Source organism: Geitlerinema sp. PCC 9228 (assembly GCF_001870905.1).
Lineage (GTDB): Bacteria > Cyanobacteriota > Cyanobacteriia > Cyanobacteriales > PCC-9228 > PCC-9228.
Window position 1 is genome coordinate 1 of sequence record NZ_LNDC01000110.1, and the last position, 26,199, is coordinate 26,199.

Here is a 26,199-nt window from a genome sequence, read left to right on the forward strand (position 1 = left end):
CAATCTTTAAGAAAGATGGCTACGACTATCAAGTCAATAAAAGTCAATTATTGTCCAGTAAATCACCTATTAGGAAGTAGCAGTTCCCTGCCATGCACGACCCGTTGATTGCTCGGTCTATTGCGGTACTGCTGCTGTTGTTGGTGGCAAGTATCAGCGCGATCGCTTTCAAACGCCTGCATTTTCCCTATACGATTGGTTTGGTGGTGGTGGGATTGGTTTTGGGATGGCTGTCGGAAAACGTACCGGCTTTAACTCCCCTGGAACATCTTCATTTATCCCACGAACTGATTTTATTTATTTTCCTACCGCCATTGGTGTTCGAGTCGGCGTTGAATCTGGATTGCCAGCTTTTGCTACGCAATGTTACCCCGATTTTGGTTTTAGCCGTCCCGGGTTTGTTACTTTCCACTGCCATTGTGGGAATTATCGTCGGGTCGCTAACGCCTCTATCGCTGGCACAGGCTTTTTTGTTCGGCGGTTTGATTTCGGCTACGGACCCAGTGGCGGTTATTGCCTTGTTTAAAGAATTGGGCGTTCCCAAACGGCTGATGGTTTTGGTAGAAGGGGAAAGCCTGTTTAACGATGCGGCGGCGATCGCGACGTTCCAGGTTTTGCTTTCTGTGAGCCTTTCTGGGAATTTTTCGGCGGTGACTCTGGCGAATGGTGCGGTGGAATTTTTGTTTGCGTTTTTCGGTGGTGTGGTGGTAGGAGCCATTTTGGGTATGTTGATGGGATATTTTATTGATAAAGCTCGGGAAAATATCTTTGTTTTAAGCACGGTTTCTGGGTTGGTGGCTTACGGTGCTTTTATTATTGGGGAACACCAGTTACAGGTTTCTGGTGTTATTGCTGTTTTAGTGGCGGGTATGGTGGTTGCCTGGCAAATATCCGTGCGATTGAGTCCGGAAAATCGTCAGTTTTTGCATGAATTTTGGGAATATATTTCTTTTTTAGCTAATAGCTTGATTTTTTTATTGGTGGGCATGACTACTGCCAGCTTTTTGCAAGCAAATCGTTTCCAGATGTGGGCTGGCCTTGGTGAAGGAGGGATGGTGGTGGTGTTGCTGGTGGCGATCGCGGCGGTTTTACTAGCCCGAGGCGTGGCTGTATTTGGTTTGCTACCGCTGACCAATTGGCTGCGTCGTCGCAATCGGGTCAATTGGCGGTATCAAGCGATCGCCTATTGGGGAGGCATTCGCGGTGCTGTCGGCTTGGCGTTGGCGTTAAGTTTGGCTCCTGACTTTCCCCACCGTAAGTTAATTTTAATGCTGACTTTAGGGGTGGCTATGTTTACTTTATTGGTTTCTGGAACCACCATCAAACAACTTATTTATGCCTTAAAAATCAACCGACCCTCCCTTTTAAATAGTATTGAAAAAGCACAAGCTGCCGTTTTGTCCAAAAAAGAAGCCATCCAACAAATTCATTTCCTGCAACAAATCGATCCCTATCTATCTCCAGATATTTGGCAACACTACCAGCAACAATACCAGCAAGAATTGGAACAAGCCGAAAACCACCTAGCCAATTTATGGTCCCAAGCCGATATCGACTCCGATGGAGCTGGTGGTGAGCCCAGTCGAACCATTCGCCAAGTTCTTTGGCTGCAAGCTTTGGCGATCGAACGGCAAGGTTACCGCCATTTGTACGACGAAGGATTGCTCGCGGAACTGACCCTAGAAAAATTAAACCTCGCCTCTTATTTAAAACAAGAATCCGTCCAAGGCGGCCAATTTCCACCACCAGCTCCCACCCCAAGTTTGCTAGAAACCAGATGGGAAAAATTTTGGCATTGGCTAACCCATACGCCCCAAGCTAAGTTCAGTTCCCAAGTTCCCAAGCAAAAGCGTGCCGATGCTATTCGCTACGAATACAATCTTGCGATCGCTTATGTAGGCAAGCAAGTAGCTACCAAAATCCAAAGTCTCCCTCAAGAAACCGGATTTGTTAACGCTGCCGCCAACGAATGTGTTGATTTTTTCCAAAAAAGTAGCGAGGCAGCTAGGGAAAGATTGGCAGCCACGAACCAAGGTTCCTCGCAAGTAGCCGTTCAACTGCAAGCAAAATTGCTGCAACGCTGTGCTTATTTAGGCGAACAAGAATCCATCCAGCAGTTGCTAGAAGATGGCATTATTAATACCAAGGTTGCCAGTCAGTTGAAACAAAAACTTGAAGAAAATATCCTGCATGCACGATCGCTATAACCAAAACATTGCCGGTGTTGATGAAGTGGGTCGGGGATGTCTGTTTGGACCCGTGGTAGCCGCTGCTGTGATTCTTTCTCCCACCGTTCGTAGCTTGTTGCTGGAAGCTGGGGTGCAAGACAGCAAAAAAATTGCTCCCAAAAAACGCCGCATCCTGGCAGAGTGCATTCGTCAAAACGCGATCGCCTGTTCTGTGGGCATTGCTTCGGTTGCAGAAATCGATCGCCTCAATATTTTACAAGCCTCCTTACTGGCCATGAAACGCGCTATTCTAAAATTATCCGTACCACCCGATTTATGCGAAATTGATGGCCGCCAATCCATCCCGAATCTCCCCTATCCCCAGCGAACCGTGGTTCGGGGAGATAGCCAAGTCCTCGCGATCGCCAGTGCTAGTATTGTTGCTAAAGTATGGCGGGATGACCTAATCGTGCGACTTGCCCAGCAATACCCAGAATACGACCTAGCCAGCAACAAAGGCTACGGCAGCAGCAAACATCGAACCGCCTTAAAGACCTACGGCGTTTCCCAGCAACATCGGCGATCGTTTCGCCCTTGTTCCGAAATCAAACTTCAGTACAACAGCCAATCCATATGAGTTCCAAACACGATCGCAATCCCGTTTTGTTAGTTCACGGCATAGACGATACTGCCGCCGTTTTCCAAACCATGTCCGCTTACTTACAAGCACAGGGATGGTCTACTTACAGTCCCAGTTTAACTCCCAACAACGGCGATGCAGGTTTAGAACGCTTAGCCCAACAAGTATCCAGTTATATCAAAACCCATTTTCCCCAAGACCAACCTATTGATATCGTAGGTTTTAGTATGGGAGGAATTGTTTCCCGTTACTACATTCAATATTTGGGCGGCATCCATCGCGTACAGCGGCTGGTGACCATTTCCTCGCCCCATCAAGGAACGTGGCTAGCTTACTTGCGCCAGAACCAAGGAGCGGCGCAAATGCGACCCAATAGCGAATTTTTACAAGCTTTAAACCAGCGAATGGATATGTTGAAGGCGATTCAATTTACTTCCATTTGGACACCGTTGGATTTAACCATTATCCCCGCGAACAGTTCGCAAATGCCTTTGGGAGAGGAGGTGCAAATCCCGGTACCTTTACATCCGTGGATGATTCGCGATCGCCGTAGCCTACAAGCTGTTGCCTCGGCATTGCAAGTACAACCTCGCTCCCCCCATTTGCAAACGGAAATTTGTTGAACCTGACGAAAACCAGTTTATGAGAAAACGAGAACCTTTTTGGCAACCCACTCAGGAGAAAAATTCCCAAAACCAACGCCATCCCGTCTTGCTGGTACATGGAATTTGGCGGCAGTCGGGGGTTTTTGCCCACCTATCTGCTTATTTGCAACGACGGGGATGGTCCGTTTATACCTGCGATTTGTCTCCTAACTTGGGAACGGCACGTTTGGAATTTCTGGCACAGCAAGTGGAAAACTACATTCGGCAGCAGTTTTCTCCCCAACAACCCATCGATTTGGTGGGATTGAGCATGGGAGGTTTGGTGACCAGATATTACGTACAGCGATTGGGAGGTATCCAGCGAGTACGGCGTTTTGTCACCATTTCTGCGCCCCATCACGGCACCAATATGGCTTCTTTGCTGAATTTTACGACGTACAGGCAAATGCGTCCTAACAGCGATTTTTTGCAGGATTTAAATCGAGATATGGATGTGTTGGGGAACTTGCAATTTAGCTCGATTTGGACCCCTTGGGATTTTATTATCGTACCAGCGAGCAGTTCCCGGATGCCTGTAGGTCGAGAATTCAAAGTACCCGTGGTGGCACACGGGTTTATGGTCAGACATCCCCGGAGTATGGCAGCAGTGGCTGAGGCTTTGTCGGTGCCTGTAGAGGTCTAAGAGTAGGGGCAATTCGCGAATTGGTCCTATTGTTCCCCTACTTGAGCCAATTCGCGATCGCCAAAAATGGCTTCTGGATGCACATAGTATTTAAATTCTAATAAATTGCCAAAGGGGTCTTGCAGGAAAAACGTGCGGTGTTCGATCGCGGTTTCAGGAAAACGCCGTTTGGGTTCGATATAGAAATGTAAATTCTGTTCTTTTGCCCTTGCCACCAAGGCTTCCCAATCTGCCTCCTCCGTAAAGACCAAACCGAAATGACGGGGATAAATCCCTTTTTGCGGCGGTTCCGGTTGCGAGGTAACGTGGGCGACAATTTGATGCCCGTATAAGTTTAAAATAACCGATTGCGGGGCTTCGCGACCGAGCTGGCATCCCAACCCTTCCACGTAAAACGCCTTGGTATCTGGAATGTTGCCGACGGGGAATGCCAAATGAAAGATTGCTTCTGCCATGGGAAAATGCTCCTTTGCAAATAGGTCGTCAATGATATGCTGGCATTTAAATAACCAATTGGAAGCTGGGAATTGAAAGGGGTTTGGTATGGTTTCGAGCGTTTCTGCCTTCTGGGATATACTTTCTAGCTTAAATCCGTGGTGGGTTGGCGTAGGCTTGAATACAATTTTGCTATTGGTCGCGATCGCGTTGCCCAAAAAATTGCTCACACCGGCTGGATTGGCCCATGCTTGGGTGTTGGGGGTGGTTATTTGGGGATGCTTGCAATGGCAGGGATATGCCGTGGTACTCTTTTATTTTCTCGTGGGGTCCGCCGTTACCCGCGTGGGAATGAAACAAAAAGAAGCCGCCGGCATTGCCGAGAAGCGTTCCGGTGCCAGGGGTCCGGAAAACGTCTGGGGAGCGGCTCTCACCGCTGCTATTTGTGCGGTGGGGATTGGGATGGTGGAGGTGCTGCCGGCTGCAGATAGCTGGCAGTGGCTGTCTGAGTTATTGCTGCTGGGATACGTAGCCAGTTTCAGCACCAAACTGTCGGATACCTGTGCCAGCGAGTTTGGCAAAGTGTACGGCAAGCGTACGTTTTTAATTACTACCTTACAGCCAGTACCGAAAGGCACGGAAGGGGCCGTAAGTCTGGAAGGAACCATGGCTGGGATTGTGGCTTCTGCCGCGATCGCTATTTTAGCGTGGGGACTGTCGTTGGTGAGTTTGCTGGGTGTGGGATTGTGTCTGCTGGCTGCTTCGATCGCCACCAATTTAGAAAGTGTTATCGGTGCGATTTGGCAAGAAAATATTCCCTGGCTCACGAACGAACTGGTTAATGTTATCAATACTACCATCGGAGCGATCGCGGCCATATTGCTAGCTCTGGCATGGCAAACTGTCCCTTGGTAGGCAAACCAAAAATGCGATCGCATCGTTTCGATGGAAGCACCTCCAAGCATGGTAGGCTTTGGAGGAGATATACATTAAAATGGTGTCGTAGAGATAAAATTGTCACAACGAAAACATTTTCTATTTCTGCGACTGCTGACACCTGGAAAAATTACTTATAAGCGAAGCGAGGATTTTACATGGCAACCAATAGCAGCACCCGCAAACAAGAAACCAAAGAAACTAAAGAAACCAAAGACACCAAAGACACCAAAGAAGCAAGTAACGACACATCCAACCAACGTACGAACGAAAAATCAGAAACTATGGCAGCCGACAACAAATCTTCCGATAACTCTACCAAAACCAATAAAAATACCAATAAAGACAGCAATAAAGAAAAAGAAGCTTCTTTAGCCGTTCAAAACGAATCTCAAGAGGGGCAACTGGCTCAAACCCATCCATTACCGGGAAATCGTCCCATTGCCCCCCGGCACATGCACATTACTGAAACTTTCCGTTCTGGCGGTGCCGACCATCCCATTGTTTCGTCCGAATTGGAAATTGTGGGCACCATGAACCTATCCGGTACACGCCCCATCGTAGCGAGTTCCTTACAAATTCACGAATCCTACGCTATTTTCGGCAATCGGCCGGTTGCTTCCAATCAAATCGACGACCCCATGACGTTGATGGGGTACATTGACTAGTTGTTTGAGGAACAGAGCGGCGGAGCGTGGGAGCGTGGGAGCGTACCGAGCGTGGGAGCGTGGGAGCCTGGGAGCTTGGGAGCCTGGGAGCCTGGGAGCTTGGGAGCGTGGGAGCCTGGGAGCTTGGGAGCCTGGGAGCTTGGGAGCCTGGGAGCTTGGGAGCCTGGGAGCTTGGGAGCTTGGGAGCCTGGGAGATATAATTTGTTGTTTTCTCCGACGCCCCCATGCCCCGACGCTCCGACGCTCCGACGCCCCCATGCCCCGACGCTCCGACGCCCCGACGCCCCGACGCCCCGACGCTCCGACGCCCCCATGCCCCCTTTCCCTAGGGAATTAATACAAATCCACACCGGGAAAATCTCGCATTTTCGCATTCGCTGCTTCGCCACAAGTGCGAGGTGTGGGAAATAACTTACCAGGATTGGCTTGACCGCGAGGGTTGAATACTTGGCGAACCCACTGCATGGTAGCCAAATCGGCTTCGGAAAACATATCGCTCATATAGCATTTTTTATCTTCGCCGATGCCGTGTTCGCCGGATAAGCTGCCACCCACGCGCAGACAGATTTTTAAAATTTCACCCGCTACTTCTTCCACTTCTTCTAACGCACCTTCTTTAGAATTGTCGTACAGAACCAAAGGATGTAAATTGCCATCGCCGGCGTGGAACACATTGGCAATTTGATAGCCAGAGCGAGCACTGAGTTCTTCAATTTCTTTTAAAACCGAAGCGAGCTGCGTACGGGGAATGACGCCATCTTGCACGTAATAATCCGGTGCCAGGTGACCGGCGGCGGCAAAGGCAGCTTTGCGACCTTTCCACAGTTTGGCGCGTTTTTGGGGGTCGGTGGCTTTGGTAATGCTGCGGGCACCGTTTTGGGTGCAAATATCGGCAACTCGCTGTTGGTTGCTGTCTACCTCTACCTGCAAACCATCTAACTCCACCAACAAAATCGCTCTGGCATCCCGGGGATAGCATTCCATCGCTACAACATCTTCCACCGCATTGATGCTCAGGTTATCCATCATTTCCATACCGGCGGGAATAATGCCAGCACGGGTGATTTCGGCGACGGCATTGCCCGCATCTTCAATACTGGTAAAGTCAGCCAGCAAGACCGAAACGGCTTCTGGGGTTTTGAGAATGCGGAGGGTAATTTCGGTGGCAATCCCCAAAGTACCTTCCGAACCCACAAAAAGACCGGCAAGGTCGTAACCTGGCATTTCCGGCACTTCACCGCCAATATCGGCAATCGAGCCATCGGGAAGGACCACTTTCATAGCAAGAACGTGGTTGGTGGTAACGCCGTATTTGAGACAGTGAACGCCGCCGGAGTTTTCGGCAATGTTGCCACCGATGGAACAAATGATTTGGCTGGAGGGATCGGGGGCATAGTAAAAGCCGGCATCGCTTACGGCTTGGGTAACCCAGTTGTTAATGACCCCTGGTTGCACCACCACCCGTTGATTTTCCAGGTCTACTTGCAAAACTTTGCGCATCATGGAAGTGACGATGAGAACGCCGTCTTCCACGGGCAAGGCCCCTGCAGATAGTCCGGTTCCCGATCCTCTGGCGACCCAGGGCAAGTCGTGGCGGGCGCAAATTTGGACGGCGGCGGCTACTTGTTCGGTGGTTCGAGGCAAGACAACGATGGCGGGTCGCTGGCGGTAGCTGCTCAAGCCATCGCATTCGTAGGTAAGGAGTTCTTCTTTACGTTGGATTACGTTTTTTTTGCCGATGGCGGCGGCGAATTCTTTGACAATGGGTTGCCATTGCTTTTTTTGACGATCGGTTTTTCTTAAATTTTTGAGCCGTTGTAACATGAGGCATCCTTGAATGGAAATCTGAAAACGCTTTTCCCCTATTGTATGTATTTGTAGCTGGTTGCGGGGGTTGGTTAGCAAGGGGATTTGGTGTGGGAGTTGCCTGAGATCTTGACGGCATCTGGTTCCACCGGGACAATAACAATCATTCAGGTTGGGGTCGAATATATGACCGACGAACATACTGGTAAAGAATCTCGCGAGTCTCGCTATAGCAGCGTGTGGTCGGATCTGCGAGCTATGAAGCTGCTAGAGAAGCTGCAACAGGATGTCCGAGAGCTGAAAGCAGCCCAGCGTCGCTTGCTGGTGGCTTTGCTCGTTGTTTTTATTTTGCTAGGGGGAGGTGGTGCCTTTTTGTGGATTGTTTACAGCCAGTTGCAACAGTTGCGATCGCAGCCAGAAGCTACTCAGAGCCATTTTTGGGAAGTGCGATCGCGCTCAAGTAGCTTTGCCGACCAATTGTCAAACGAGCGAGGAGAAAACCGTGTCTCAAGAAGAAGAACCAGTGTATGACAACAGCGGCGATCTCGTTCCCGTTTCCTCTGGCGAAACGGATTCCCGTAGCGAACAAGAATATCGTCAGGAGACGGAAAATCTGGGACGAGAACTGCTCGATCTAAAGCTCGATACGCTATCCGAACGGGAAAATTACCAAAAAGAGATGGGGCGGTTGCGACGGAGGGTTAACAATTTAACCCTTTTGCTATTGGTGGTTTTATCGGCAGCTGCCGCCGGTGGTGTCTGGTTGTGGCAAGCCTGGCAACAGGAAAAAGCACAACTGCAGGAGCAAATCGAAAACAATCTATCCCAGGGGGAGTTCGCCCAGTTGCAAACCGAGATGGACCAAACCAACCAGCAAGTGGAGGATTTGCAAGCTCAGTTGGAACGCCTTTCCCAGCAACCATCATCGGAACAGCAACAAGCCATTGCAGCCAATAGCGAGCAAGTGCAAGCTCTGCAATCGGAAGTGAACCAAGTGAAAAACCGGCTGGACCAGCGGCAAGAAGCGATCGCGTATATGATTCGAGCTTTGGAAAATCTGGTTGGGGAATCGGAATTTCCGGATACCTCCCCTACCACCTCGGAATCGAAAGCAGGAATCAACGATGACACCGAACCAGGAGAACCGCAAGCAAGTCCCTCCCCAAGTCCCTCCCCAAGTCCGAGGCCAAGTCCTACCCCCGAAACCAATGCTCCTTCTGGTACACCAAACAACAACAACGAAAGCTGATGGTAGTGAAATTGGTGGAGACAGAAAGCACTTTTTTGCCTATGATTACCTATAAACAAATTTTTAACTAGGGGTTGCCGTTTTGGGGGGCATGTTGCTTGACAGGGCATAACCTGAAAAGCGTAAATTTGGCTTGGAGTTATAGTTTTTGTTTTTGATTCTTCTTTCTGGTTCTTGGCATTGGGAGCGATCGAGTTCATGAGCGATTTTACAAAGGAGAAGCTGCCCGTGAATATTCGCTGGCTACTATCAACGTTGCTGGGAGTGGCAATTCTCTCAGGTCCTACCCAAGCGGCTCAATTAGAGTCTTGGCGATTTGACAGCGACAGCAACCAACTGCATTTTACGACAACCAACGGTGGCGTCCAGCCGAAGGCGAAGCTGATTGCCGATCCGATTCGTTTGACCATCGACCTACCGGGTACCAAGCTGGGACGTTCTCAGGTGGTCAAACCCCTAAACGGTGCTATTCGGGAAATTCGCATCGGTCAGTTTCAGCCGGATATGGCGCGGATTGTGGTGGAACTGGCACCGGGATATACCATCAATCCCCGCCAGGTGAAATTTCACGGTCGCAGTCCTAGCGAGTGGATGGTCGAAATTCCCGATCCCTACCCATTGGCCACCATGGGGGGGAATTCGGAGGACGTACAATTGCGCTCCACTCAGACCAACGCCAAGCCTCCCATTTTGCGAGAGTTTGCCAATCGGGGGCGCAGCAACCGTGCGTCGAACCCGGAAAATGAAAATCAACTCAGCCAAATCCAAAGCTTTCGAGCCACTGGAGATGGCTTTTTTCTTGCTTTTGAGGGAGAAAAACGTCCCGAGATTGTGCGCCAGCGGACCAGCGATCGCGGTGTGACCTTTGATATCAAAGGGGTTCGGCTAGCGGAATCTATCAGCGATCGCGCTATTGCAGTCAGCCGCCACGGCATCGAACAAGTACAGCTAACCCAACTATCGAATCGGCCAGCAACAGTTCGCGTTACCCTCCTGGGAACGGAAAGCGATCGCAGTTGGCGGGCCACAGTGAGCGGTTTGGGAGGCATTATCCTGTTGCCCCAAGCCCGGTCTTCTTCGATCGGTTCCACCAGAGATGCCACCAATCCCAATCCCAGCATTTTACAAGGAAACCGGGAGGAACGAGACAGCAATCGTGCTCCCAACCGCATTAGCACCATCCGCAACATTGAATTTGCCAGCAGCAGCTCCCAATTGCTGATTCGCGGAGACAATCCCCTTAGCTACAGTGCCGATTGGGACCGCAACGGTACGTTTGCCTATCGCATCGAACTCAAATCAGCGCGCCTGGCCAACGGCGAACCCATGGAAATCTCTGGCAAGGACAATCCGGCAATTTTATGGGCACGGGCAGAACAGCAAGGACCGGAAACGGTGGTGGTATTGGTACAACCAGCCGCTGGTGTCCAAATTACTGGGGTCAACCAACCCAGCCGCCGCTTGCTGGCATTGGGATTTGCCCTCGATGGGGGTCGCTCCACCAGAGCCACAGTTCCCCGCCGCAGTACCTCTGTTCCTGTACCGGCACCCAGAAACCCTTCCCCCTCCTGGAATGGTTCTCCCCATCAAGAACGCCAAGTTATTGTCATCGATCCTGGACATGGAGGGCGCGATCCGGGGGCTGTGGGCATCAACAACCTCCAAGAAAAGGGCATAGTTTTGGATATTGGCAAGCAAGTAGCCGAAATCTTGGAACAAAATGGCGTACAAGCGGTTCTATCGCGATATGACGACCGGGAAATCGATTTGGCACCACGGGTACAGATGGCGGAACGGGTCAATGCTGACTTGTTTGTAAGCATCCATGCTAATGCCATTAGCATGAGCCGCCCGGAGGTAAACGGTATCGAAACGTACTATTACTCCACGGGATTGCGTTTGGCTCAGACAGTACACCGATCGCTTTTACAGGCAACTGGTGCCAATGACCGCGGCGTACGGCGGGCGAGATTTTACGTTTTGCGCCATACGTCTATGCCGGCAGTGCTATTGGAGGTGGGATTTGTAACTGGTCGGGAGGACGCACCGCGTTTGGCTAGTTCTGCTTACCGCACGCGCTTGGCAGAAGCGATCGCCCGGGGCATCCTGCAATACGTACGCCAGCACAACTGACAAAAGAGCGACAGGGACTGAAGTATGCGTCTGCAAATAAGTCCGTTTCTTCGTCGCCGGCTCGTTCGCTTGTTTCAACGACCCAATGCCCAAAAGCTTGCTTAATACGACATGACCAATCCAAAAGGACGCATCGGGATTTTTGATAGTGGTGTGGGGGGACTAACCGTTCTGAAAGCGTTGCGCCAGCAATTGCCCAACGAGTCCGTTCTTTATTTTGGCGATACGGCCCGCCTGCCTTATGGAACCAAGTCCCGCGAGCAAATTTTGCAGTACGTGCGGGAAATTCTCAGTTGGATGGTTCCCCAGGTGAAAATGGTGATGATGGCTTGCAATACCAGTTCGGCACTGGCGCTGGAGGTGGTGCAGTCGGAGTTTGACGTACCCATTTTGGGGTTGATTTTGCCGGGGGCAAGGGCGGCAGTTCGTCAAGGTCGGCGGATCGCTGCAATCGCGACTCCTGCTACCGCTGCCAGCCATGCCTACCGCAATGCCATTTTAGAAACCAATCCCCAGGTCCAAGTATGGGAAGTGGGATGTCCGGAATTTGTACCGCTCATTGAGGCCCAACGCATCCACGAACCGGCTACCGTACGGGTGGTGGACAAATATCTCCAGCCTTTGGTGAGCGAGTGCCGCATCGATACGCTCATTTATGGCTGCACCCACTATCCCTATTTAGAACCGGTATTGCAAAAGATTTTACCGCCGCAGGTTCGCATTATCGATCCGGCGGTGCATGTGGTGGCTGCTGGGGCTAAGGAGTTGGATTTGTTGGGGTTGCGCAGCTTCCAACGCCAAATGGGCGATCGCTTTACTGTCAGCGGTTGCCCCCAGCAATTTGCCCGCACGGCTACCCCTTGGCTGGGATACCAACCGGAGGTAGAATGGATTCAACTTCCTTCTTTGGAAAATTCTTCAATTCTTCTAGAATAAAAATCAATAAAAAGGAACAAAAAATGCCAGATTGGTTACACTCAACCGCAGGCTGATTCGCTAAATTGGCTACAGTTACTCCAATGGATTCTGACTGAGAAAACGTTTTTCCCAGTAACTGTTGACCAGGCCATCGCGGAAAAACGAGATTGGGAGCATCTACCTGTAGAATCCCTCCGTTTGACCTTTTGGAACTTATGATAGCAACCACCACATCCCCGCTAAATTCTTACCTCAAGGCGGATGCACCAATCTACTGGCATGAAGATATCCCTAGCATGCCCATTCAACCCCTGAGCGAAGCGATCGCGGGCAACAGCTATGATTTCGGACACCCGGACTGGGCATCTGCATATTTTGCTGCTCGCCACCGGGATGAAGCGTTTCACTTGCGCTGGTGTGCGGCAGTTGGCAATTGGGATGGTAAGATCGTTGTCGATGTAGGATGCGGTCCTGGCAAATGATTTGCCACAGTTGGTGGTTCGCAAATGGCTCGGAAAGTGGGAAAATTTCCTTACTTTATGATGCCCAGAATTTGCCGATATTGTCGCTATAAATACTTTTTGCATCACTAAGATGATTTAAAAAAAACTATCAAAGAAGCCGCTCGTTTGTTTAAACTAGGCGGTAAGCTGATTGCCGACCACGACCCCCAGCGTTCGGCTTGGCATTTTCGCGGCATCGGACGCTGGCTGTGGAACTTGCGCTTGCCTTTATATCGCCTTCTCCAACGCGGCGGTCACGGAGGCGATCGCGAGCAAGTGTGGGCACTGGCAACGGAAGCACACCACCGCCCCGGCAACGGCATGAGTGCGGACTTTTACCGCATGAATCAGGAGCTTGAAAGCCCTGACTTTTGAAAGCAGGTATGAAAAGCGACCCGTGCGGCTTTAGCGGCCGTCAAAAATGTGCTACACTTGTATCAAAGTACGTTCATAATGGGGCGGAAAAATACTCGTGGAGGGTCCCTGTTACCGGGGATGGACTAGTTCATAGCTAATCTATCTAGACACACCCGATGAAGCAAAAATCTCACGAATTCTAGTCGTGAGAGTGTCAACATCGCATTCTCGATCCCATGGGATTCACCACCAACATCTATCCCCACAACCATACCATTGGGGAAGAAGTCTTTCAGGGGCATTACGGTCGTTCCAAGCAAAAATACCGCATCGGACAGCGTCGATCGGGCATTCACCCAGACGCGCCAGCAGCGGCTTTGTCTCTGATGTGCGTAGCCACAAAAACTTCTAAATCTAACGTTTAAATTCTTCTCGTTTCGCTTCTACCATGCCACGAACCACATCAGGCATTTTATATTTTGCTTCCCATCCCAGCTTGGCTTTGGCTTTGCTAGGATTTCCTTTCCCCAGGGCAATGTCTGTGGGTCGGTAAAGGCTAGCATCAATATGCACGTGGTCCTGCCAATGTAATCCTACTGTCTTAAATGCTTCTATCACAAACTCTTCTAAAGAATAGCTCTCTCCGGTAGCAATCACAAAATCATCCGCCGTTTCCTGCTGTAACATGGCGTGCATGGCTTCCACGTATTCGGGTGCCCATCCCCAGTCCCGCCTAACTGAAATATTTCCCAAATGCAATTTTTCTTCACTGCCGTTGGCAATTCGACAAGCGGCTTCCACAATTTTCTGGGTTACGAATCGTTTGGGGCGCAGGGGCGATTCGTGGTTGAATAAGATACCCGAACAGGCAAACAAGCCATAGGCTTCTCGATAGTTGGCGACTTCCCAAATAGCTGTGGATTTAGCGACGGCATAGGGGCTGCGGGGGCGAAAGGGCGTGGTTTCGTCGGCAGGTTGCCCACCCGTGTCGCCAAAGCATTCGCTGGAGCCGGCGTTGTAAAATTTAATATCTGCTTCGGTAAATCGAATGGCTTCCAGCATATTTAACGTTCCCGTAGCAATGCTGGCGAGGGTTTCCACCGGTTGGTCGAAAGACAATCCCACAGAACTTTGCCCGGCGAGATTGTAGACTTCATCTGGTTGGGTTTTGACCAACACTTGCAAGACACTGCGAAAGTCGGTGGGCGACATGGATTCGAGTTTGACGCGATCGCGAATGCCTAGGTAGGTTAGATTGGCAAAAGAAGACATTTGGGCATCCCGGGAAGTACCGCAAACCTCGTAGCCTTTTTCCAGGAGCAATTTCGCCAGATAGGCCCCATCTTGACCGGAAATTCCGCAAATTAAAGCTTTTTTCATGGATCAATCACCGCAGCTCGATCTGAAACGGTTTTAACCGATGTCGGGGGATTGCGCCAAGCCTAATTTGGCTAAAGCATCTTGGGCGGCTGCTTTTTCCGCTTGTTTTTTGCTGTTTCCCTGACCCAAACCGAAGGGCTTCCCAGCAACGCACACTTGCGTGGTAAACTCTTTATTATGGTCCGGTCCCCTTTCCTGGATAATGTGATATTTGGGATTTTCTCCCCAGTTGGCGAGCGCCCACTGCTGGAACCGCCCTTTATAGTTGGAGTCGCTGAAGTTTTGAAAGGAAACGGTGGGTTTTTGTGTTTGTTGCTTGATTAGCTGGGTGGCAACAGGGGCAAAAATTGGTTCGATGAATTTTTTGACGGCTTCAATGCCACTGTCGAGATAGTAAGCTCCCACCACCGCTTCAAAGGTACTGCTGAGGAGGGAAATATTTTCTCGCCCGCCGTCTTGAATTGCCCCTTTACCCAACAACATGCGATCGCCGAGGTGCAGTTGGCTGGCAAAGTTGGCAAGTTGCGGTGCATCCACCAAAAGCGATCGCAGCCGCGTGAGGTCGCCTTCGCTGAGATGGGGCGCTTGTCGGTACAACCAATCCCCTACCAAAAAAGCTAAGACCGCATCTCCTAAAAATTCCAATCGTTCGTTGTCTTCGCACTCTTGGGGATATTCATTGGCGTAAGAGCGGTGGGTTAACGCTCGTTGCAGCAGCGATGGGTTTTGAAAGGTTGGTAATTCTGTCACCTGAAAAACGTAGTTAGTTAAGACTTAGGCTGGTCAGCTACCTGAAGCTGGAGGCATGAACCCCCTGTGCTTCAGCCGGGGGGGCTGACTTGGAAACTGTTTTGGCGTTTGGAAATCTTGGGGTGGCAAGAAACGCAGCATCTTGATTATACCGGATTCTATCCAAACTCATAAATCAAAATGTCTTTGGAAACGCGGGTCGAGATGGTTTTTTTTGCGTTGGTTACAGCGACGGCAAAGGGTTTGCAAGTTGCTGATGTCGTTTTTGCCTCCCCGCACTAGGGGAATAATGTGGTCTACTGTTAGTTGGCACTTGGTGGCGGTTTTGCCGCAGCTTTGGCACTGGTAGCGATCGCGTTGAAAAACATACTGACGCACTTGCTTGGGAATGGAGATGCGGCGAGTTCGCGACATAGGCAAGGAGAGCGATTCAATTGGCTTGCACTGGCAACGACGAAGGTGGGATAATGGGATGGCTATGCCTGATTCCACCAATTGGTTGTTTTTCCCCGTAGGATTGGATAATTTTTCTCTTCTGGGGAGAAAAAAACAATAGGGAAAACTTTTTCGCTACGCTAGCGGGAAAATTAAAGGCGAATATACCACAAATTTCCGAAAGAATTGCAGTGGTTTTCCCCAAACCACCAAACTTAATGAAATTTAAAACTTGCTTTAACCGTGGCCTAAGTTGCCATATACTAAATTTTATATCTTGTTGGGAGAGAAGTCTTTATGTCAAGAAAAAAAAGGAAATCGACCCGAACTTCTTCATCCACTTCTTCATCTACTTCCAAATCGCGTTTGGGAATTTCTCTAACGCCAGAGGGAGTGAATTCCTTGAATCAATTGGCGACGCAAGCCGGTTTATCTAAGTCGGAGTTGATTGAGAAAATTGCGACTGGGTCGGTAGCAATTGCTAGTTCCCAGGCGACCCATACCCTGGCTCTAGGAGATTCTACACCAGAATCCCCCCAACCGGAAACCGCTGCTGCGTCTCCATCGACCGAGAATGGAGAAGCCATTCGTGCTGATGCCGGCGAAGGGGTTTCCCAGGCTGCCTTCGATGCCATCAAAGCCGATTTGGAAACCCAGTCTCAACGGGTGGCAGAGTTAGAAAAACAGTTGCAGCAACAGCAGCAAGAAGCAACCAATCGGGATGCCAACTACCAGGCATTGCAAGAGCAGCTCGAAGAAAAATCGCGATCGCAAGCCCAGTTAGAAGAGCAGCAAGAGCAATACAAGCAACAAATTGCCCAACAACAGGAACGATATCAATCCTTGCAGGCGGAATACCAAAAACAGCAGCAAAAAATTACCGATCTGGAACAACAACTGGAAAAGCAAGCAGAAAGCGATCGCAGCTGGCAGCAGCAACTCCAGGAAAAATCGACCCAAATTTCCCAGCTAGAAGAACAAGTACAAAAATACAAGCAACAAACTTCCCAAAAGCAGCAGGAATATCAGTCTTTACAGCAGCAGCATCAACAACAACAGCAACAGATTGTCGATCTGGAAAACCAACTGCAGCAAAAACAGCAGCAACTAGAAGAACAAGAAAATAATTATTGCTCTTTGCAGCAGCAGTTTAGCGAACAAAGCGAACGGGTTACTCAATTAGAAAGGCAACTGCAAGAACAACAGCAGCAAGCTACCCAACAGGCGGAAAGCTACAATTCCTTGCAAGCACAGTTTCAAGAACAATCCCAGCAAGTTTTTCAGTTGGAGGAACAAAGCCAACAACAGCAGCAAGACTACGTGGCTTTACAAAAACGATTTCAGGAAAAAACCGAACAGGTTCGAGGATTAGAACAGCAGTTGCAACAACAACAGCATCAAGCCTCAGAAGCGATCGCCACGCGGGATTCTTTACAAGCAGAACTCAATTGGAAAAACCAGCAAATAAGTGACTTAGAGAAGCAACGCCAGCAACAACAGGAAAAACTAGATACTTTCCAACACAAATTGCAGGAACAATCCGCACAGCTATCGGCGAGAGCAAGTCAGTTGCAACAGCAAAACCGCCAAGTGGAACAATACCTGCAAAAAATCCAAGCTTTGCAAAAGCAGTTTGAGGAAAAAGCTGCTCAAGTGGAAGATTTACGACAGCAAGTGGCGAAATTACAAACCCTTGCCAGTGTCGGCGAATCCCAGCTTAATAAATGGCGCTTGCGGAATTTTTCTCGATAGAATTGCCCATATGGCTCATTTCAAATCCCATATAAAGATCGTTTTGTTTCAAGTTTGGCAAGGTTTGTAGGGGCTTTGATGGTGCCCCTACTGGCAATGCATTGGAAAAATACTGCATTATTTGTTTAATTGGCTTTTTCCATACGTCGAATGTCATCCAGAGAGGATTCATCCGCAAAATCTTCGGGAACATCGGGAGAAAATTCCACCGTAACTTCGATGTTAATCAAGTTATCCGAGTTATTTTCCTCTTCAGGAAATATTTCGACATCAGCTTGAGTTCTAAATTTTCCTGGTTGCCATCCGCTGCTGCCAATTTATAGAAGCTTACAGGGAATTCCAGTTTCAGAAGACTGCCAATGAAAAAATAATCGACCGTAATCCATTTTTAGTTCTTTAGCATACGTAGAGCGTATGTCTGGCATTGCAAACTGGTACTTTACTGGATTGGGATTTCTTTTTCTGAAAATATATTGAATCAAACGTTCCCGTAAGTCTCTTTGTACAGATTTGCGAAAATCGCTAATTTTAAATGTATGTTCTTCAACGACAGTTATGGCTCATATATGGCTCTCCTTTCGATCCAAAACTTGCAATTTTCCGTAGGGGAAACCTGCTGCTGGAGGTTCCTTTTGTCGGAGCAGAAACAGGCGCACTACCCCAAGATTTTGTAGTCTATATATAGCAATTTCACCTCAAATATAAACGGAATATGTCTAGACATTTGGAACCCCTGTAGGGGCAGTTCGCGAACCATCCATACTAATTATACCATTTCTGAAAAACAACGATTGTCTGGAATTTCTCAATTGCCCTGGTAGGGGCGCTCACGCGTTGCGCCCCTACTACTCACGCGTTGCGCCCCTACAAAAATGCCTCTATTATCTCTTGCATATTATTAAGGAAATGGTATTAATTGTATCCTATAAACGCCAAGTGAAAATGCTATACATCGGATTCTGTACGACTGATTTTCAGGGAAAAAGGGGATAAACCGAAAGCAATATCCCCTCTATGGTAAACCATCTATTCAAAAATTTCTACATCAATGGAATCGTCTTTAGCAGTATTCTTGCCATTGTTTTCCGTTCCATCGTCATATTCCGAATCTTGCAGTTCTCCTTTTATATCCACAAATTCTTCTGGAAATTCTTCCACATAGAAATCTCGATTCCAATCTAGATTCGGCAAGCGATCGCGTTCCAAACCAAATCCTTGCAAACATTCATTGATACCAGCGATAGCTGCATTATAAGTTTGCACTGCGGTCAAGAGTTCCGCCTGCCGGTTTTCATTTCGTTGTAACTGTTCCCGCGCCTCTTCCTCTAAAGTTTGTTCTAAATTTTGGCGGGCAATATTGTACTGCTGTATAATAGAAGTATTCAACTTATCTGCCAGTTCCAAAACATCCCGTTTCAGATTCTGGACGATAATTTGCCGAAAGTTCTTTTGGATAGTTTGCTTTACCTTCGGTTCAAAATCTAGCTTCAACAACTGGCGAATACCGGGTTCTTCTTTTTTCAAAATTTCGCAGTCGTAAGATTGGGAAGTTTCCTGCAAAACTTGACGAAATTGATAGAGAGAAAAAGTACCCTCGTCATAAAAACGTGGACTTTCCCTCACGTAGCGATCGCACTCTTTGGAAGCATCGCTGCGAATATTGTTTTTTACCCGCTCTTCTAACTGCTTCAGCGACATACCCACACCAGCATCACCATTCATCAGATAGTACAATTCCCGATAATAATCTTGATGGTAAACCCCCTCTGACAAACGCTGGAAAAAGTTTTCCACAATGCGCTGCGATTCTGTTGCCAAAACCTCTTCCAACGCATCCGCTAGGTAGTAAAAAGCTTCCACCAAAACCGCTAGCAAAGGCACTGTCGAATGGCGAGTATTGTTATCTTGCGCGCGCCGGCAAGCATTTTCCACCGAGAAACTTTGTAAAAGTTCGTCTAACTTGCCCACCATTTTAATCTTTAACTGGCGGAAATCTTCCTCAAATTCCCGGGATTGATTGGCAGTCACGTTGTTAACTTCTTGATGGAAATGCTGTTGAAGTTCATTTCCCAAATCTTGTAGCTGTTCGTTCAAGCCTTCCAGACGTTTGGATTTGATGCCTTCAACTTCCTTCGGCTGGCTTTCTAAATCTCGGTAGGTTTCTAAAAACCAATTGCGCAAAGCCACACACAAAGGTCGCAGGTCATCTGCCAAATCTCGGAATAGTTGTGGTCGTTTTTCTTCGCGCAAATAGCGTTGGATTTCCTGTTTGAAATCTTTAATACCACTATCGGCAATTAATTGATCTAAAAGTGGTGCCCCCCATTCTTGTAAAATCCGTACGTAGTTTTCGTTGGGAGATTCGTAGCTGCGAACGGAAATCTCAAAATGTCGGGGAAGTTTGCCGGAATTGCTGCAATAATTGTTGAAGGCATAAACAAATTGGGGCGTATCTTCTTTGATTTCGCCGTTGCCGTTAACGGTTTCGGCAAAGATGGAATCCAAACCAAAGCGATCGCTATCTCCTTTTTGGCGAACTTTCTCTAAAATTTGCGTTCCCCAAAATCCCAACAAAGCACTGGTTTGATAGACCCGAGAAGTATCGTCAAATTGTTCGGAAATTAACTGCTGCAGGCGCTGGCGTAGTTGTGTGTTGTACCAGGTTTCGTCAATGCGGTTGAAAACATAAAAAACGCGATCGCGAATACCAGGATTTTCCCGAATATTTTCCAACAATTCGGTTTCTTCGCTGGTCATATCCCCTTCAGAAGCAGCTTTCAAAACGCAAATCACTGCTGAGGTATCCGCGGCTTTGATTTTTTTATAGGTCAAGTCGCGATCGCTTTTAACCGGCGCATCAATTCCCGGCGTATCGATAATCACATTACCATCTTCTAATAAAGGATGGTGGCAAAAATATTTAATGCGCTTCAAAACCGCACTATTGCTACCCCGCTTGGCATAGGATGCCGCCTCTTGCAAGTTGGCAAAATTAAATTGCTGCATGGAGTAGCAATTGTTTTGGGTAGCATGGATGTGTTGGTAATTCTTTTCAAACCCTTCCAAGAGCAACCGCAAAGCATCTGCTTGTTTGGCGCGTTCGGATTTGCTTTTTCCTCCTTCTTGGTCTTCGATTTGCTGGGCTTTCTGTTTTAAAACTTGGCAAATTTCGGAATTGTCAATTTGCGAAACTCCCGCAGCAGAAATATTCAGACGATGGCACAAAGCTTCTACCTGTTCGCCAACTTCTTTTTGACTAAGAAAGGTTAGTTCCACCCTTTCTTCGTCTGGCGAGGCATTGGCAATATAGCATTCGGTTCCCGTGGCGTGACCTTCGGCGCTATACAGCAGTTCCCGACCCAGCAAAGCGTTGATAAGCATCGATTTGCCGGCGCTAAAAGAACCAGAAAAGACAATTTTAAATTCTGGGGAAACTGCTTTGTCGCGACTGCGTTTGGCAGCTTCGATATCTAGGTTTTTCCAGGGTTTCGGTTCGTTTTCCAGTAACTCAAACAGGGAATTGACCTGACTTTCCAGGTTCTGACAGGATTCTGGCATGGTAGACATAGAGGTTTTTTCATACAACCAACTCATCCACTGCTAATGTGCCCAGATGCTCGCTTCAGATCTCAGGAATTTATCGATTGTTTGAATATTGTTTTTCAGTGGGGATTGGCTGGGGGCAGATCCTGGCAGGAAAGGTTCGGTTGCTTCCCACTGGCGATCGGGCAACAATAGAAGAAATGTCAATTCTCTAAAGCGTCTCGATAAGAAAATTTTTTTACTGCTATGGTATTGCCGTCACAACCGACAACCACTGCTTCCCATCCGCAAACAGCCACCAGCCAAACCACGTCTCGCCGGCTAGACTACGATATTGTCATTGGTGGTGGTTCGATTGTGGGATTGACCGTTGCTTGCGGGTTAAAAAATTTGGGATGGAAGATTGCCATCATCGAACCCAAACCGCAATCTGCTACGGCAGCAAATGGTCAAGCTTATGCCATTACCCTGCTTTCGGGGAAAATTTGGCAAAGTTTGGGGGTTTGGCAGGAGATTTTGCCGCGAATCAATACGTTTCGAGAAATTCGCTTATCCGATGGCGACTATCCTCGTTTTGTTTCTTTCTATCCCGAAGATATTGGTATGGAAGCTGGCGATCGCTTAGGATATGTTGCGGAACATCGCGTACTTATAGAAGCTTTACAAAATTCCCTCAACCAAGCCGATAATGTCACTTGGTTGTGCCCCGCTGCTGTCGAACAAGCAACTTACCACTCCGATCGCGTAGAAGTTGCGGTTGCTGCCGAGGGAAGCCGCTATACCATCAACGCGCGTTTGTTGGTAGCCGCCGATGGCAGCCAGTCACCCCTGCGTCGCGCCGCCAATATTCCCACCCACGGCTGGAAATACTGGCAATCCTGCGTGGTAGCCACTATCAAGCCGGAATTTCCCAACCCCCACATTGCCTACGAACGATTTCGCCGCAACGGTCCTTTTGCGATTTTACCGGTTGCTCGCGATCGCTGCCGGATTGTTTGGACAGCCCCCCATCAGGAAGCCCAGCGCATTGCTAGTTTGAATGACGAACAGTTTCTGGCAGAGATCGCCTTGCAGTTTGGCAACCATATGGGGCGCTTGCAAGTAGAAGGAAAACGTATGCTATTTCCCGTACAGCTCATGCACAGCGATCGCTACGCCGGGCATCGGCTGGCATTGGTAGGAAACGCCGCCCACGCCTGTCATCCTGTTGGCGGTCAGGGGTTAAACTTGGGAATTCGCGATGCCGCTGCATTGGCTCAGGTTTTGCAAACCGCCGCCCAAAACGGAGAAGACATTGGCGATATTTCGGTATTACAGCGCTACGAACGCTGGCGCAAGCAAGAAAATTGGTTAATCTTGGGAATGACGGATTTGCTCAACCGTGTTTTCTCCAATCAGTGGTTGCCGTTGGTGGCGACACGTCGCTTGGTCTTGGAAGCCATGCGCCAGTTACAGCCGTTGAAATCCCTATCGTTGCGGATGATGACTGGTCTGAGCGGACGCCCACCTCTATCGGTACGAGAATTGCTGCATTTTTGATATCATGGCAATCGTACGATTTGCGGTGGATGCCTGTGCCTTTTCCGAAACATAGCTTGTGGCAACGAAAATGGTTGGCTGGTCGCCGATGGATGGCATTTTGGTTGCCCTTTGTCTTGGGTTTGTTGCTATCAGTGGCTAGCGTGTTGGTATTTCCTCACAGCCAAAATTCGGCGGCTACGGCTTCTGCCGCTACGACAGTACCCCAAACAACCATTGCCCAGACGGGTCAAGGCCTTTGGGATTTGGTTCGCGATCGCGCTGCTAGCCAGCCAGATGAGGAAACCAGCTCCCCAGTGATTCTCGATGGTAGGCAAATTTTCCGAGTTACTGCTTCCGGTCAGTTTACCGCCGAAGAACGTGCGGAATTGATTACTTCTCGCTTGGAGGAAGTGGCCATTTCTCTGGCTTCTTTTCAGGTGGAAATTGAGGAGCGCAACCAGCTACCTACGATTCTGGTGAACGACCGCTATTTGCTTACGGTCACCGAACGAGATGCGCAAGTGGGTAGAACCCCTGAAGAACAAGCGCGGGCTTGGACAAAAGAGATTCGGTTTGCTTTGCGTCAGTCACAGCGGGAACGTTCTGGGGGGTTTCTACGTCGCACTCTATTGCTGGCTACGGGGATTTTCGCAGCAGCGATCGCGGCGAGTTGGTTGTTGAAAAAATTATGGGAAAATCAACTGCGGCAGCTGCTCCAATCGACGACCAATACAGAAAATAGCGAAAACGGCGAACTCAGCCCCATTTGGGAACACCTACTGCACATTTCCCTCGCGATCGCGCGGCTGATTCTTTGGGTGAGCGTTATTTTTTACATAGCCAATTTATTCCCTTGGACGCGCCAGTGGTCCTACCGCTTGTTACAAACCCTCAATGCCACCTTTGCCGCTCCCATTCTCACTTTGGGGCAGACTTCCTATTCTCTCATTGACTTGCTGATTTTGGTGGTCTTGCTAGTGGGATTGGTGGTATTTGCCAGTCGCGCTTCCGAATTTCTCCGCCACCGGGTTCTTGCTATTCCCGGCATCAACCGCGGCGCGCAAGAACTGCTGGCGATTCTCACCAAATATGGGTTAATTTTCCTGGGTACGGTGATTTTGCTGCAGGTTTGGGGATTGGATCTGAGTTCCATTACCATCTTAGCCAGTGCCTTGGGGGTGGGGATTGGTTTTGGCTTGCAAGATATCGCCAAAAACTTTGGCAGCGGTTTGGTGTTAATGTTTGAGCGCCCCATCCAAGTCGGAGATTTTGTGGCGGTGGGGGATTATATTGGTACGGTGGAACGCATTGGTGCCCGCAGTACCACTATTCTGACCATCGATCGTATTTCGATTATTGTGCCCAACTCCCGCTTTTTGGAGACGGAGGTTACCAACTGGAGCTACCAGAATCCGGTTTCTCGCTATCGGGTTCCTGTGGGAGTGGCTTACGGTTCCGATACGAAGACAGTGCGCCAGGTGTTGTTGGATGCGGCGAAGGAACACCCCAATGTTTTGTCGCATCCGGAACCTACGGTTTTGTTTAAGGGATTTGGCAATAGTTCGTTGGATTTTGAACTGTTGGTTTGGTGTGGCGAACCGACTTTACAGTATCGTCTCAAGAGCGATTTGTATTTTCGCATTGAGGAGTTGCTCAACCAAAACCATATTGAAATTCCTTTTCCCCAACGGGATTTGCACGTGCGTTCTGGTAATTTGCCGGTGACGCTTTCCTCGCAGTTGGAGGAGACGTTGGTCCGCCTGTTGGATAATTTAAATCGCGATCGCTGGGAAAATGGAAAATAAAGGGTGGTTTGTGACCAAATGGGGCGTTTTTCTGGTACGAACGAAGGCTGTTTTTTGGTTCTGACAAGATTTCTAAAAAACAATGATTTTCTAGAATTTTCTAGTTTCCCTGATAAGACTATTTTGCGAAGGATTACGAAAAAAAAACTCTGATTGTTTCTTGCATCCTTTTAAGGAAATGGCATGAAATCGAGCTGCAGGCAGGGGAACCCAGAAAATTTGATTGGAGCAATGATACGGAATCCGATGTATATAGACCAGAAAACCGTAGGGGCAGTGCCCCTGTGCCTACCCTACCATAGCCATGTTGACACTCTCACGACTTCTATTCGTGAGATTCTCGCTTCATCGGGTGTGCCTAGATAGATTAGCTATGAACTAGTCCATCCCCGGTAACAGGGACCCTCCACAAGATTTTTCCGCCCTGTGGTGGACGTACTTCTCGCTTTTCATCCCTGCTTGAAAAAGTCATCGCTTTCAAGCTCCCGATTCATGCGGTAATCCGGGCAACCACACCGGAGTCCCCCCTACAAAAAAATTATGGTTTCTCCCTGTGGGATTAGGTATTTTTACGAAATTTTTAAACTTTTTCTGTTACTTTTTGTTAAGATTTCCTAAGAACCGTATAGTTGCTCATCTTTACGCCCCATGAGTTTTTTCAACCCCCTCGAACCAGTCATCCGCAGCAAGCAAGAAGCACTCGACGTTCAGGATTTGCAAGGTAGCTGGCAAATCGATTTCAAAATTGGCAACTGGCATGTGTTTTCGGGAATTTATACCCGCGTGGACCAAGCGTTTCTCATCTGGGGAATCACCACCACCGCTATTTTTACCACCGCTCAGTTTTTCCCCATTAGTTGGAACGCCCAAGCCATTTTCTGGTCGCTGCTCACCATAGCTGCCACCGCTGGCATGATGGCAACCACTTGGTTTTGGGCTAAAGTAGAACGAGCTGTTTGGGTGATTCTCTGGTGGGCAATCCTCATGGTTTTGGGGCTGGGATTTACCCACTTCAGCATTTTCCAGGGCTGGGGGCAAGGATTGCTCCATCTTTGCCACGTCTGGCTGGGATTGAGTGCTCTGGGCTATCTGGGAACTGGATTGGGCTTGCGATCGCGTGCTTTTTTGATTGCGGGTATCCTACATTTGGCAAGCATTGTTTTGTTACCTCAAGTAGGCGGCTGGCAGTTTTTGACCACCGGCACGGTCATGGGTGGTAGCTTGCTCTTTTTTGCTCAGGTACAGTGGGATATGCGATCGCCCATTACCTACGCCCAACTATCCTCCGAACAGCGAGCGTTCAACCAACGCCAACAGCAAATTCGCCAAGGAATTCTGAGAGAAGAGTCTTAAGTTTTTTGTAGAAAATCTAAAGAGAATCTATAGAACTCTAGGGAAACCTGCCTGTCAAAGTCACAATGAAAATAGTAGAAGTCAAGGACGGGAGCAGCCATAGCCAAAAGCTCTCCCCAGACTGAAAAAAAGACAGCTCTAACAAGCGTTTTGCTGTTTGGCTTGTGCATCGCAAATCCCGAAGGAGAACGGCGTCAGGGACGCGAGGAGCTGCTAGCCTTTTTTCAAGTAGCTATCTTGCTTCTGACTCTAAAGAAAAGACAGATCTGGTAAGTCAGAGCCTTTGGTTGGTGAGAGGTTTTTGCCGTTTCCCTCTCTTTGTGGATTTCCAAGGTAGGTGTTAAAGCACCGACCAGAACAGCCCGAGGAAACCAACAACCCCAAGCTCTGACGATGCCAGGTCTGTTTTTTATAGAAACAGTATGGGAAAGGGAAACCCCCTGGTGCTTTAGCCAGGGGATACAGCCAACTTTAGAGCTTGCGCCCCACGTCAGTTAGAATGTTGGTGTGGCCAGTAGGCGTATCAACTGCGCTAAGAGGCATCCTAGTACGGGGCCATC

The 26,199-nt window shown here is 48.8% G+C and carries 24 protein-coding genes; 17 read left to right on the forward strand and 7 right to left on the reverse strand.

Features of this window, described 5'->3' with window-relative positions; all coding sequences use genetic code 11:
• The first annotated feature begins 92 nt into the window (after positions 1-92).
• From AS151_RS12085 to AS151_RS12100, 4 genes are read left to right on the forward strand one after another with little or no spacing between them, the layout of a single operon-like run.
• Positions 93-2,207 carry a sodium:proton antiporter gene (locus AS151_RS12085; protein ID WP_071517318.1) on the forward strand — a complete coding sequence of 705 codons (2,115 nt, stop codon included), beginning with the start codon at positions 93-95 and terminating at the stop codon, positions 2,205-2,207.
• Positions 2,191-2,805: a ribonuclease HII gene (locus AS151_RS12090; protein WP_071517319.1), complete on the forward strand. Its 615-nt coding sequence runs from the start codon at positions 2,191-2,193 to the stop codon at positions 2,803-2,805. The genes AS151_RS12085 and AS151_RS12090 overlap by 17 nt, the downstream gene beginning before the upstream one ends.
• Positions 2,802-3,431 carry a triacylglycerol lipase gene (locus AS151_RS12095; protein WP_071517320.1) on the forward strand — a complete coding sequence of 210 codons (630 nt, stop codon included), beginning with the start codon at positions 2,802-2,804 and terminating at the stop codon, positions 3,429-3,431. Before AS151_RS12090 ends, AS151_RS12095 begins: the two co-directional genes overlap by 4 nt.
• A 19-nt stretch (positions 3,432-3,450) precedes the next feature.
• Positions 3,451-4,095, forward strand: coding sequence for a triacylglycerol lipase (locus tag AS151_RS12100; RefSeq protein ID WP_071517321.1), 645 nt, complete (start codon positions 3,451-3,453; stop codon positions 4,093-4,095).
• Positions 4,096-4,121: 26 nt separating this feature from the next.
• Here AS151_RS12100 and AS151_RS12105 read toward each other — a convergent pair whose 3' ends face one another.
• Positions 4,122-4,550: a VOC family protein gene (locus AS151_RS12105; protein ID WP_071517322.1), complete on the reverse strand. Its 429-nt coding sequence runs from the start codon at positions 4,548-4,550 to the stop codon at positions 4,122-4,124.
• Between the two features lie 88 nt (positions 4,551-4,638).
• Between AS151_RS12105 and AS151_RS12110 the strand changes: the two genes are divergently transcribed.
• Both AS151_RS12110 and AS151_RS12115 read left to right on the forward strand, forming a co-directional pair.
• On the forward strand, positions 4,639-5,445 hold the full coding sequence (locus AS151_RS12110; RefSeq protein WP_071517323.1) for a TIGR00297 family protein: 807 nt from the start codon (positions 4,639-4,641) through the stop codon (positions 5,443-5,445).
• Positions 5,446-5,624: 179 nt separating this feature from the next.
• Positions 5,625-6,134 (forward strand): hypothetical protein, encoded by a 510-nt coding sequence (locus AS151_RS12115; RefSeq protein ID WP_084639545.1) that lies wholly within the window; start codon positions 5,625-5,627, stop codon positions 6,132-6,134.
• A gap of 333 nt (positions 6,135-6,467) precedes the next feature.
• Here the strand turns inward: AS151_RS12115 and glcD are convergent, their stop codons facing one another.
• A complete protein-coding gene (gene glcD, locus AS151_RS12120; RefSeq protein ID WP_071517324.1) occupies positions 6,468-7,958 on the reverse strand; it encodes a glycolate oxidase subunit GlcD in 1,491 nt (496 codons plus the stop codon).
• Between the two features lie 168 nt (positions 7,959-8,126).
• Between glcD and AS151_RS12125 the strand changes: the two genes are divergently transcribed.
• From AS151_RS12125 to AS151_RS12155, 7 genes are all read left to right on the forward strand, one after another.
• Positions 8,127-8,471 (forward strand): hypothetical protein, encoded by a 345-nt coding sequence (locus AS151_RS12125; RefSeq protein WP_071517325.1) that lies wholly within the window; start codon positions 8,127-8,129, stop codon positions 8,469-8,471.
• Positions 8,443-9,189, forward strand: a complete 747-nt coding sequence (locus AS151_RS12130) for a hypothetical protein (RefSeq protein WP_071517326.1) — start codon at positions 8,443-8,445, stop codon at positions 9,187-9,189. The genes AS151_RS12125 and AS151_RS12130 overlap by 29 nt, the downstream gene beginning before the upstream one ends.
• A gap of 198 nt (positions 9,190-9,387) precedes the next feature.
• Positions 9,388-11,322, forward strand: a complete 1,935-nt coding sequence (locus tag AS151_RS12135; RefSeq protein WP_084639546.1) for an N-acetylmuramoyl-L-alanine amidase — start codon at positions 9,388-9,390, stop codon at positions 11,320-11,322.
• 111 nt (positions 11,323-11,433) lie between these two features.
• Positions 11,434-12,258 carry a glutamate racemase gene (murI, locus tag AS151_RS12140; protein ID WP_071517328.1) on the forward strand — a complete coding sequence of 275 codons (825 nt, stop codon included), beginning with the start codon at positions 11,434-11,436 and terminating at the stop codon, positions 12,256-12,258.
• 197 nt (positions 12,259-12,455) lie between these two features.
• Entirely contained in the window at positions 12,456-12,722 is a 267-nt protein-coding gene (locus tag AS151_RS12145) for a hypothetical protein (protein ID WP_071517329.1), read from the forward strand.
• 147 nt (positions 12,723-12,869) lie between these two features.
• Positions 12,870-13,118 (forward strand): hypothetical protein, encoded by a 249-nt coding sequence (locus AS151_RS12150; RefSeq protein ID WP_071517330.1) that lies wholly within the window; start codon positions 12,870-12,872, stop codon positions 13,116-13,118.
• 218 nt (positions 13,119-13,336) lie between these two features.
• Positions 13,337-13,525: a hypothetical protein gene (locus tag AS151_RS12155; protein ID WP_071517331.1), complete on the forward strand. Its 189-nt coding sequence runs from the start codon at positions 13,337-13,339 to the stop codon at positions 13,523-13,525.
• On the opposite strand, the gene AS151_RS12160 is transcribed toward AS151_RS12155, so the two are convergent.
• The 3 genes from AS151_RS12160 to AS151_RS12170 all read right to left on the reverse strand — a co-directional run bounded on the left by AS151_RS12160 (position 13,515) and on the right by AS151_RS12170 (position 15,644).
• A complete protein-coding gene (locus tag AS151_RS12160) occupies positions 13,515-14,480 on the reverse strand; it encodes a GDP-mannose 4,6-dehydratase (RefSeq protein WP_071517332.1) in 966 nt (321 codons plus the stop codon). The two genes, AS151_RS12155 and AS151_RS12160, sit on opposite strands and share 11 nt — an antisense overlap.
• Positions 14,481-14,513: 33 nt before the next feature.
• On the reverse strand, positions 14,514-15,230 hold the full coding sequence (rnc, locus tag AS151_RS12165) for a ribonuclease III (RefSeq protein WP_071517333.1): 717 nt from the start codon (positions 15,228-15,230) through the stop codon (positions 14,514-14,516).
• 168 nt (positions 15,231-15,398) lie between these two features.
• Positions 15,399-15,644, reverse strand: coding sequence for an HNH endonuclease (locus AS151_RS12170; protein ID WP_071517334.1), 246 nt, complete (start codon positions 15,642-15,644; stop codon positions 15,399-15,401).
• 318 nt (positions 15,645-15,962) lie between these two features.
• Here AS151_RS12170 and AS151_RS12180 point away from each other — a divergent pair, with 318 nt between their 5' ends.
• On the forward strand, positions 15,963-17,417 hold the full coding sequence (locus AS151_RS12180; protein ID WP_139240634.1) for a hypothetical protein: 1,455 nt from the start codon (positions 15,963-15,965) through the stop codon (positions 17,415-17,417).
• A 125-nt stretch (positions 17,418-17,542) separates the two neighbouring features.
• Here AS151_RS12180 and AS151_RS23095 read toward each other — a convergent pair whose 3' ends face one another.
• Together AS151_RS23095 and AS151_RS12185 are read right to left on the reverse strand one after the other, a co-directional pair.
• The gene (locus AS151_RS23095) at positions 17,543-17,647 is read right to left on the reverse strand and encodes a KGK domain-containing protein (RefSeq protein ID WP_170861385.1); all 105 of its coding nucleotides are present in this window, start codon (positions 17,645-17,647) and stop codon (positions 17,543-17,545) included.
• A 796-nt stretch (positions 17,648-18,443) separates the two neighbouring features.
• A complete protein-coding gene (locus AS151_RS12185; protein ID WP_084639548.1) occupies positions 18,444-20,984 on the reverse strand; it encodes a dynamin-like GTPase family protein in 2,541 nt (846 codons plus the stop codon).
• A 222-nt stretch (positions 20,985-21,206) separates the two neighbouring features.
• On the opposite strand from AS151_RS12185, the gene AS151_RS12190 reads away from it, so the two are divergent.
• The 3 genes from AS151_RS12190 (at position 21,207) to AS151_RS12200 (ending at position 25,639) form a co-directional block, all read left to right on the forward strand.
• On the forward strand, positions 21,207-22,499 hold the full coding sequence (locus AS151_RS12190; protein ID WP_071517337.1) for an FAD-dependent hydroxylase: 1,293 nt from the start codon (positions 21,207-21,209) through the stop codon (positions 22,497-22,499).
• 35 nt (positions 22,500-22,534) lie between these two features.
• A complete protein-coding gene (locus tag AS151_RS12195; protein ID WP_211517583.1) occupies positions 22,535-24,286 on the forward strand; it encodes a mechanosensitive ion channel domain-containing protein in 1,752 nt (583 codons plus the stop codon).
• 648 nt (positions 24,287-24,934) lie between these two features.
• Positions 24,935-25,639, forward strand: a complete 705-nt coding sequence (locus tag AS151_RS12200; protein ID WP_071517339.1) for a hypothetical protein — start codon at positions 24,935-24,937, stop codon at positions 25,637-25,639.
• The last annotated feature ends 560 nt before the right edge of the window (positions 25,640-26,199 follow it).

Excerpts from the sequence above, each read along its gene's own strand:
- AS151_RS12185 (WP_084639548.1), bottom strand. The coding sequence starts at position 20,984 with ATGTCTACCATGCCAGAATCCTGTCAGAACCTGGAAAGTCAGGTCAAT.
- AS151_RS12160 (WP_071517332.1), bottom strand. The coding sequence starts at position 14,480 with ATGAAAAAAGCTTTAATTTGCGGAATTTCCGGTCAAGATGGGGCCTAT.
- murI (WP_071517328.1), top strand. The coding sequence starts at position 11,434 with ATGACCAATCCAAAAGGACGCATCGGGATTTTTGATAGTGGTGTGGGG.
- AS151_RS12100 (WP_071517321.1), top strand. The coding sequence starts at position 3,451 with ATGAGAAAACGAGAACCTTTTTGGCAACCCACTCAGGAGAAAAATTCC.
- AS151_RS12135 (WP_084639546.1), top strand. The coding sequence starts at position 9,388 with ATGAGCGATTTTACAAAGGAGAAGCTGCCCGTGAATATTCGCTGGCTA.
- AS151_RS12090 (WP_071517319.1), top strand. The coding sequence starts at position 2,191 with ATGCACGATCGCTATAACCAAAACATTGCCGGTGTTGATGAAGTGGGT.
- AS151_RS12155 (WP_071517331.1), top strand. The coding sequence starts at position 13,337 with ATGGGATTCACCACCAACATCTATCCCCACAACCATACCATTGGGGAA.
- glcD (WP_071517324.1), bottom strand. The coding sequence starts at position 7,958 with ATGTTACAACGGCTCAAAAATTTAAGAAAAACCGATCGTCAAAAAAAG.
- AS151_RS12125 (WP_071517325.1), top strand. The coding sequence starts at position 8,127 with ATGACCGACGAACATACTGGTAAAGAATCTCGCGAGTCTCGCTATAGC.
- AS151_RS12085 (WP_071517318.1), top strand. The coding sequence starts at position 93 with ATGCACGACCCGTTGATTGCTCGGTCTATTGCGGTACTGCTGCTGTTG.
- AS151_RS12170 (WP_071517334.1), bottom strand. The coding sequence starts at position 15,644 with ATGTCGCGAACTCGCCGCATCTCCATTCCCAAGCAAGTGCGTCAGTAT.
- AS151_RS12145 (WP_071517329.1), top strand. The coding sequence starts at position 12,456 with ATGATAGCAACCACCACATCCCCGCTAAATTCTTACCTCAAGGCGGAT.
- AS151_RS12180 (WP_139240634.1), top strand. The coding sequence starts at position 15,963 with ATGTCAAGAAAAAAAAGGAAATCGACCCGAACTTCTTCATCCACTTCT.
- AS151_RS12105 (WP_071517322.1), bottom strand. The coding sequence starts at position 4,550 with ATGGCAGAAGCAATCTTTCATTTGGCATTCCCCGTCGGCAACATTCCA.
- AS151_RS12095 (WP_071517320.1), top strand. The coding sequence starts at position 2,802 with ATGAGTTCCAAACACGATCGCAATCCCGTTTTGTTAGTTCACGGCATA.
- AS151_RS12190 (WP_071517337.1), top strand. The coding sequence starts at position 21,207 with ATGGTATTGCCGTCACAACCGACAACCACTGCTTCCCATCCGCAAACA.
- AS151_RS12200 (WP_071517339.1), top strand. The coding sequence starts at position 24,935 with ATGAGTTTTTTCAACCCCCTCGAACCAGTCATCCGCAGCAAGCAAGAA.
- AS151_RS12115 (WP_084639545.1), top strand. The coding sequence starts at position 5,625 with ATGGCAACCAATAGCAGCACCCGCAAACAAGAAACCAAAGAAACTAAA.
- AS151_RS12110 (WP_071517323.1), top strand. The coding sequence starts at position 4,639 with ATGGTTTCGAGCGTTTCTGCCTTCTGGGATATACTTTCTAGCTTAAAT.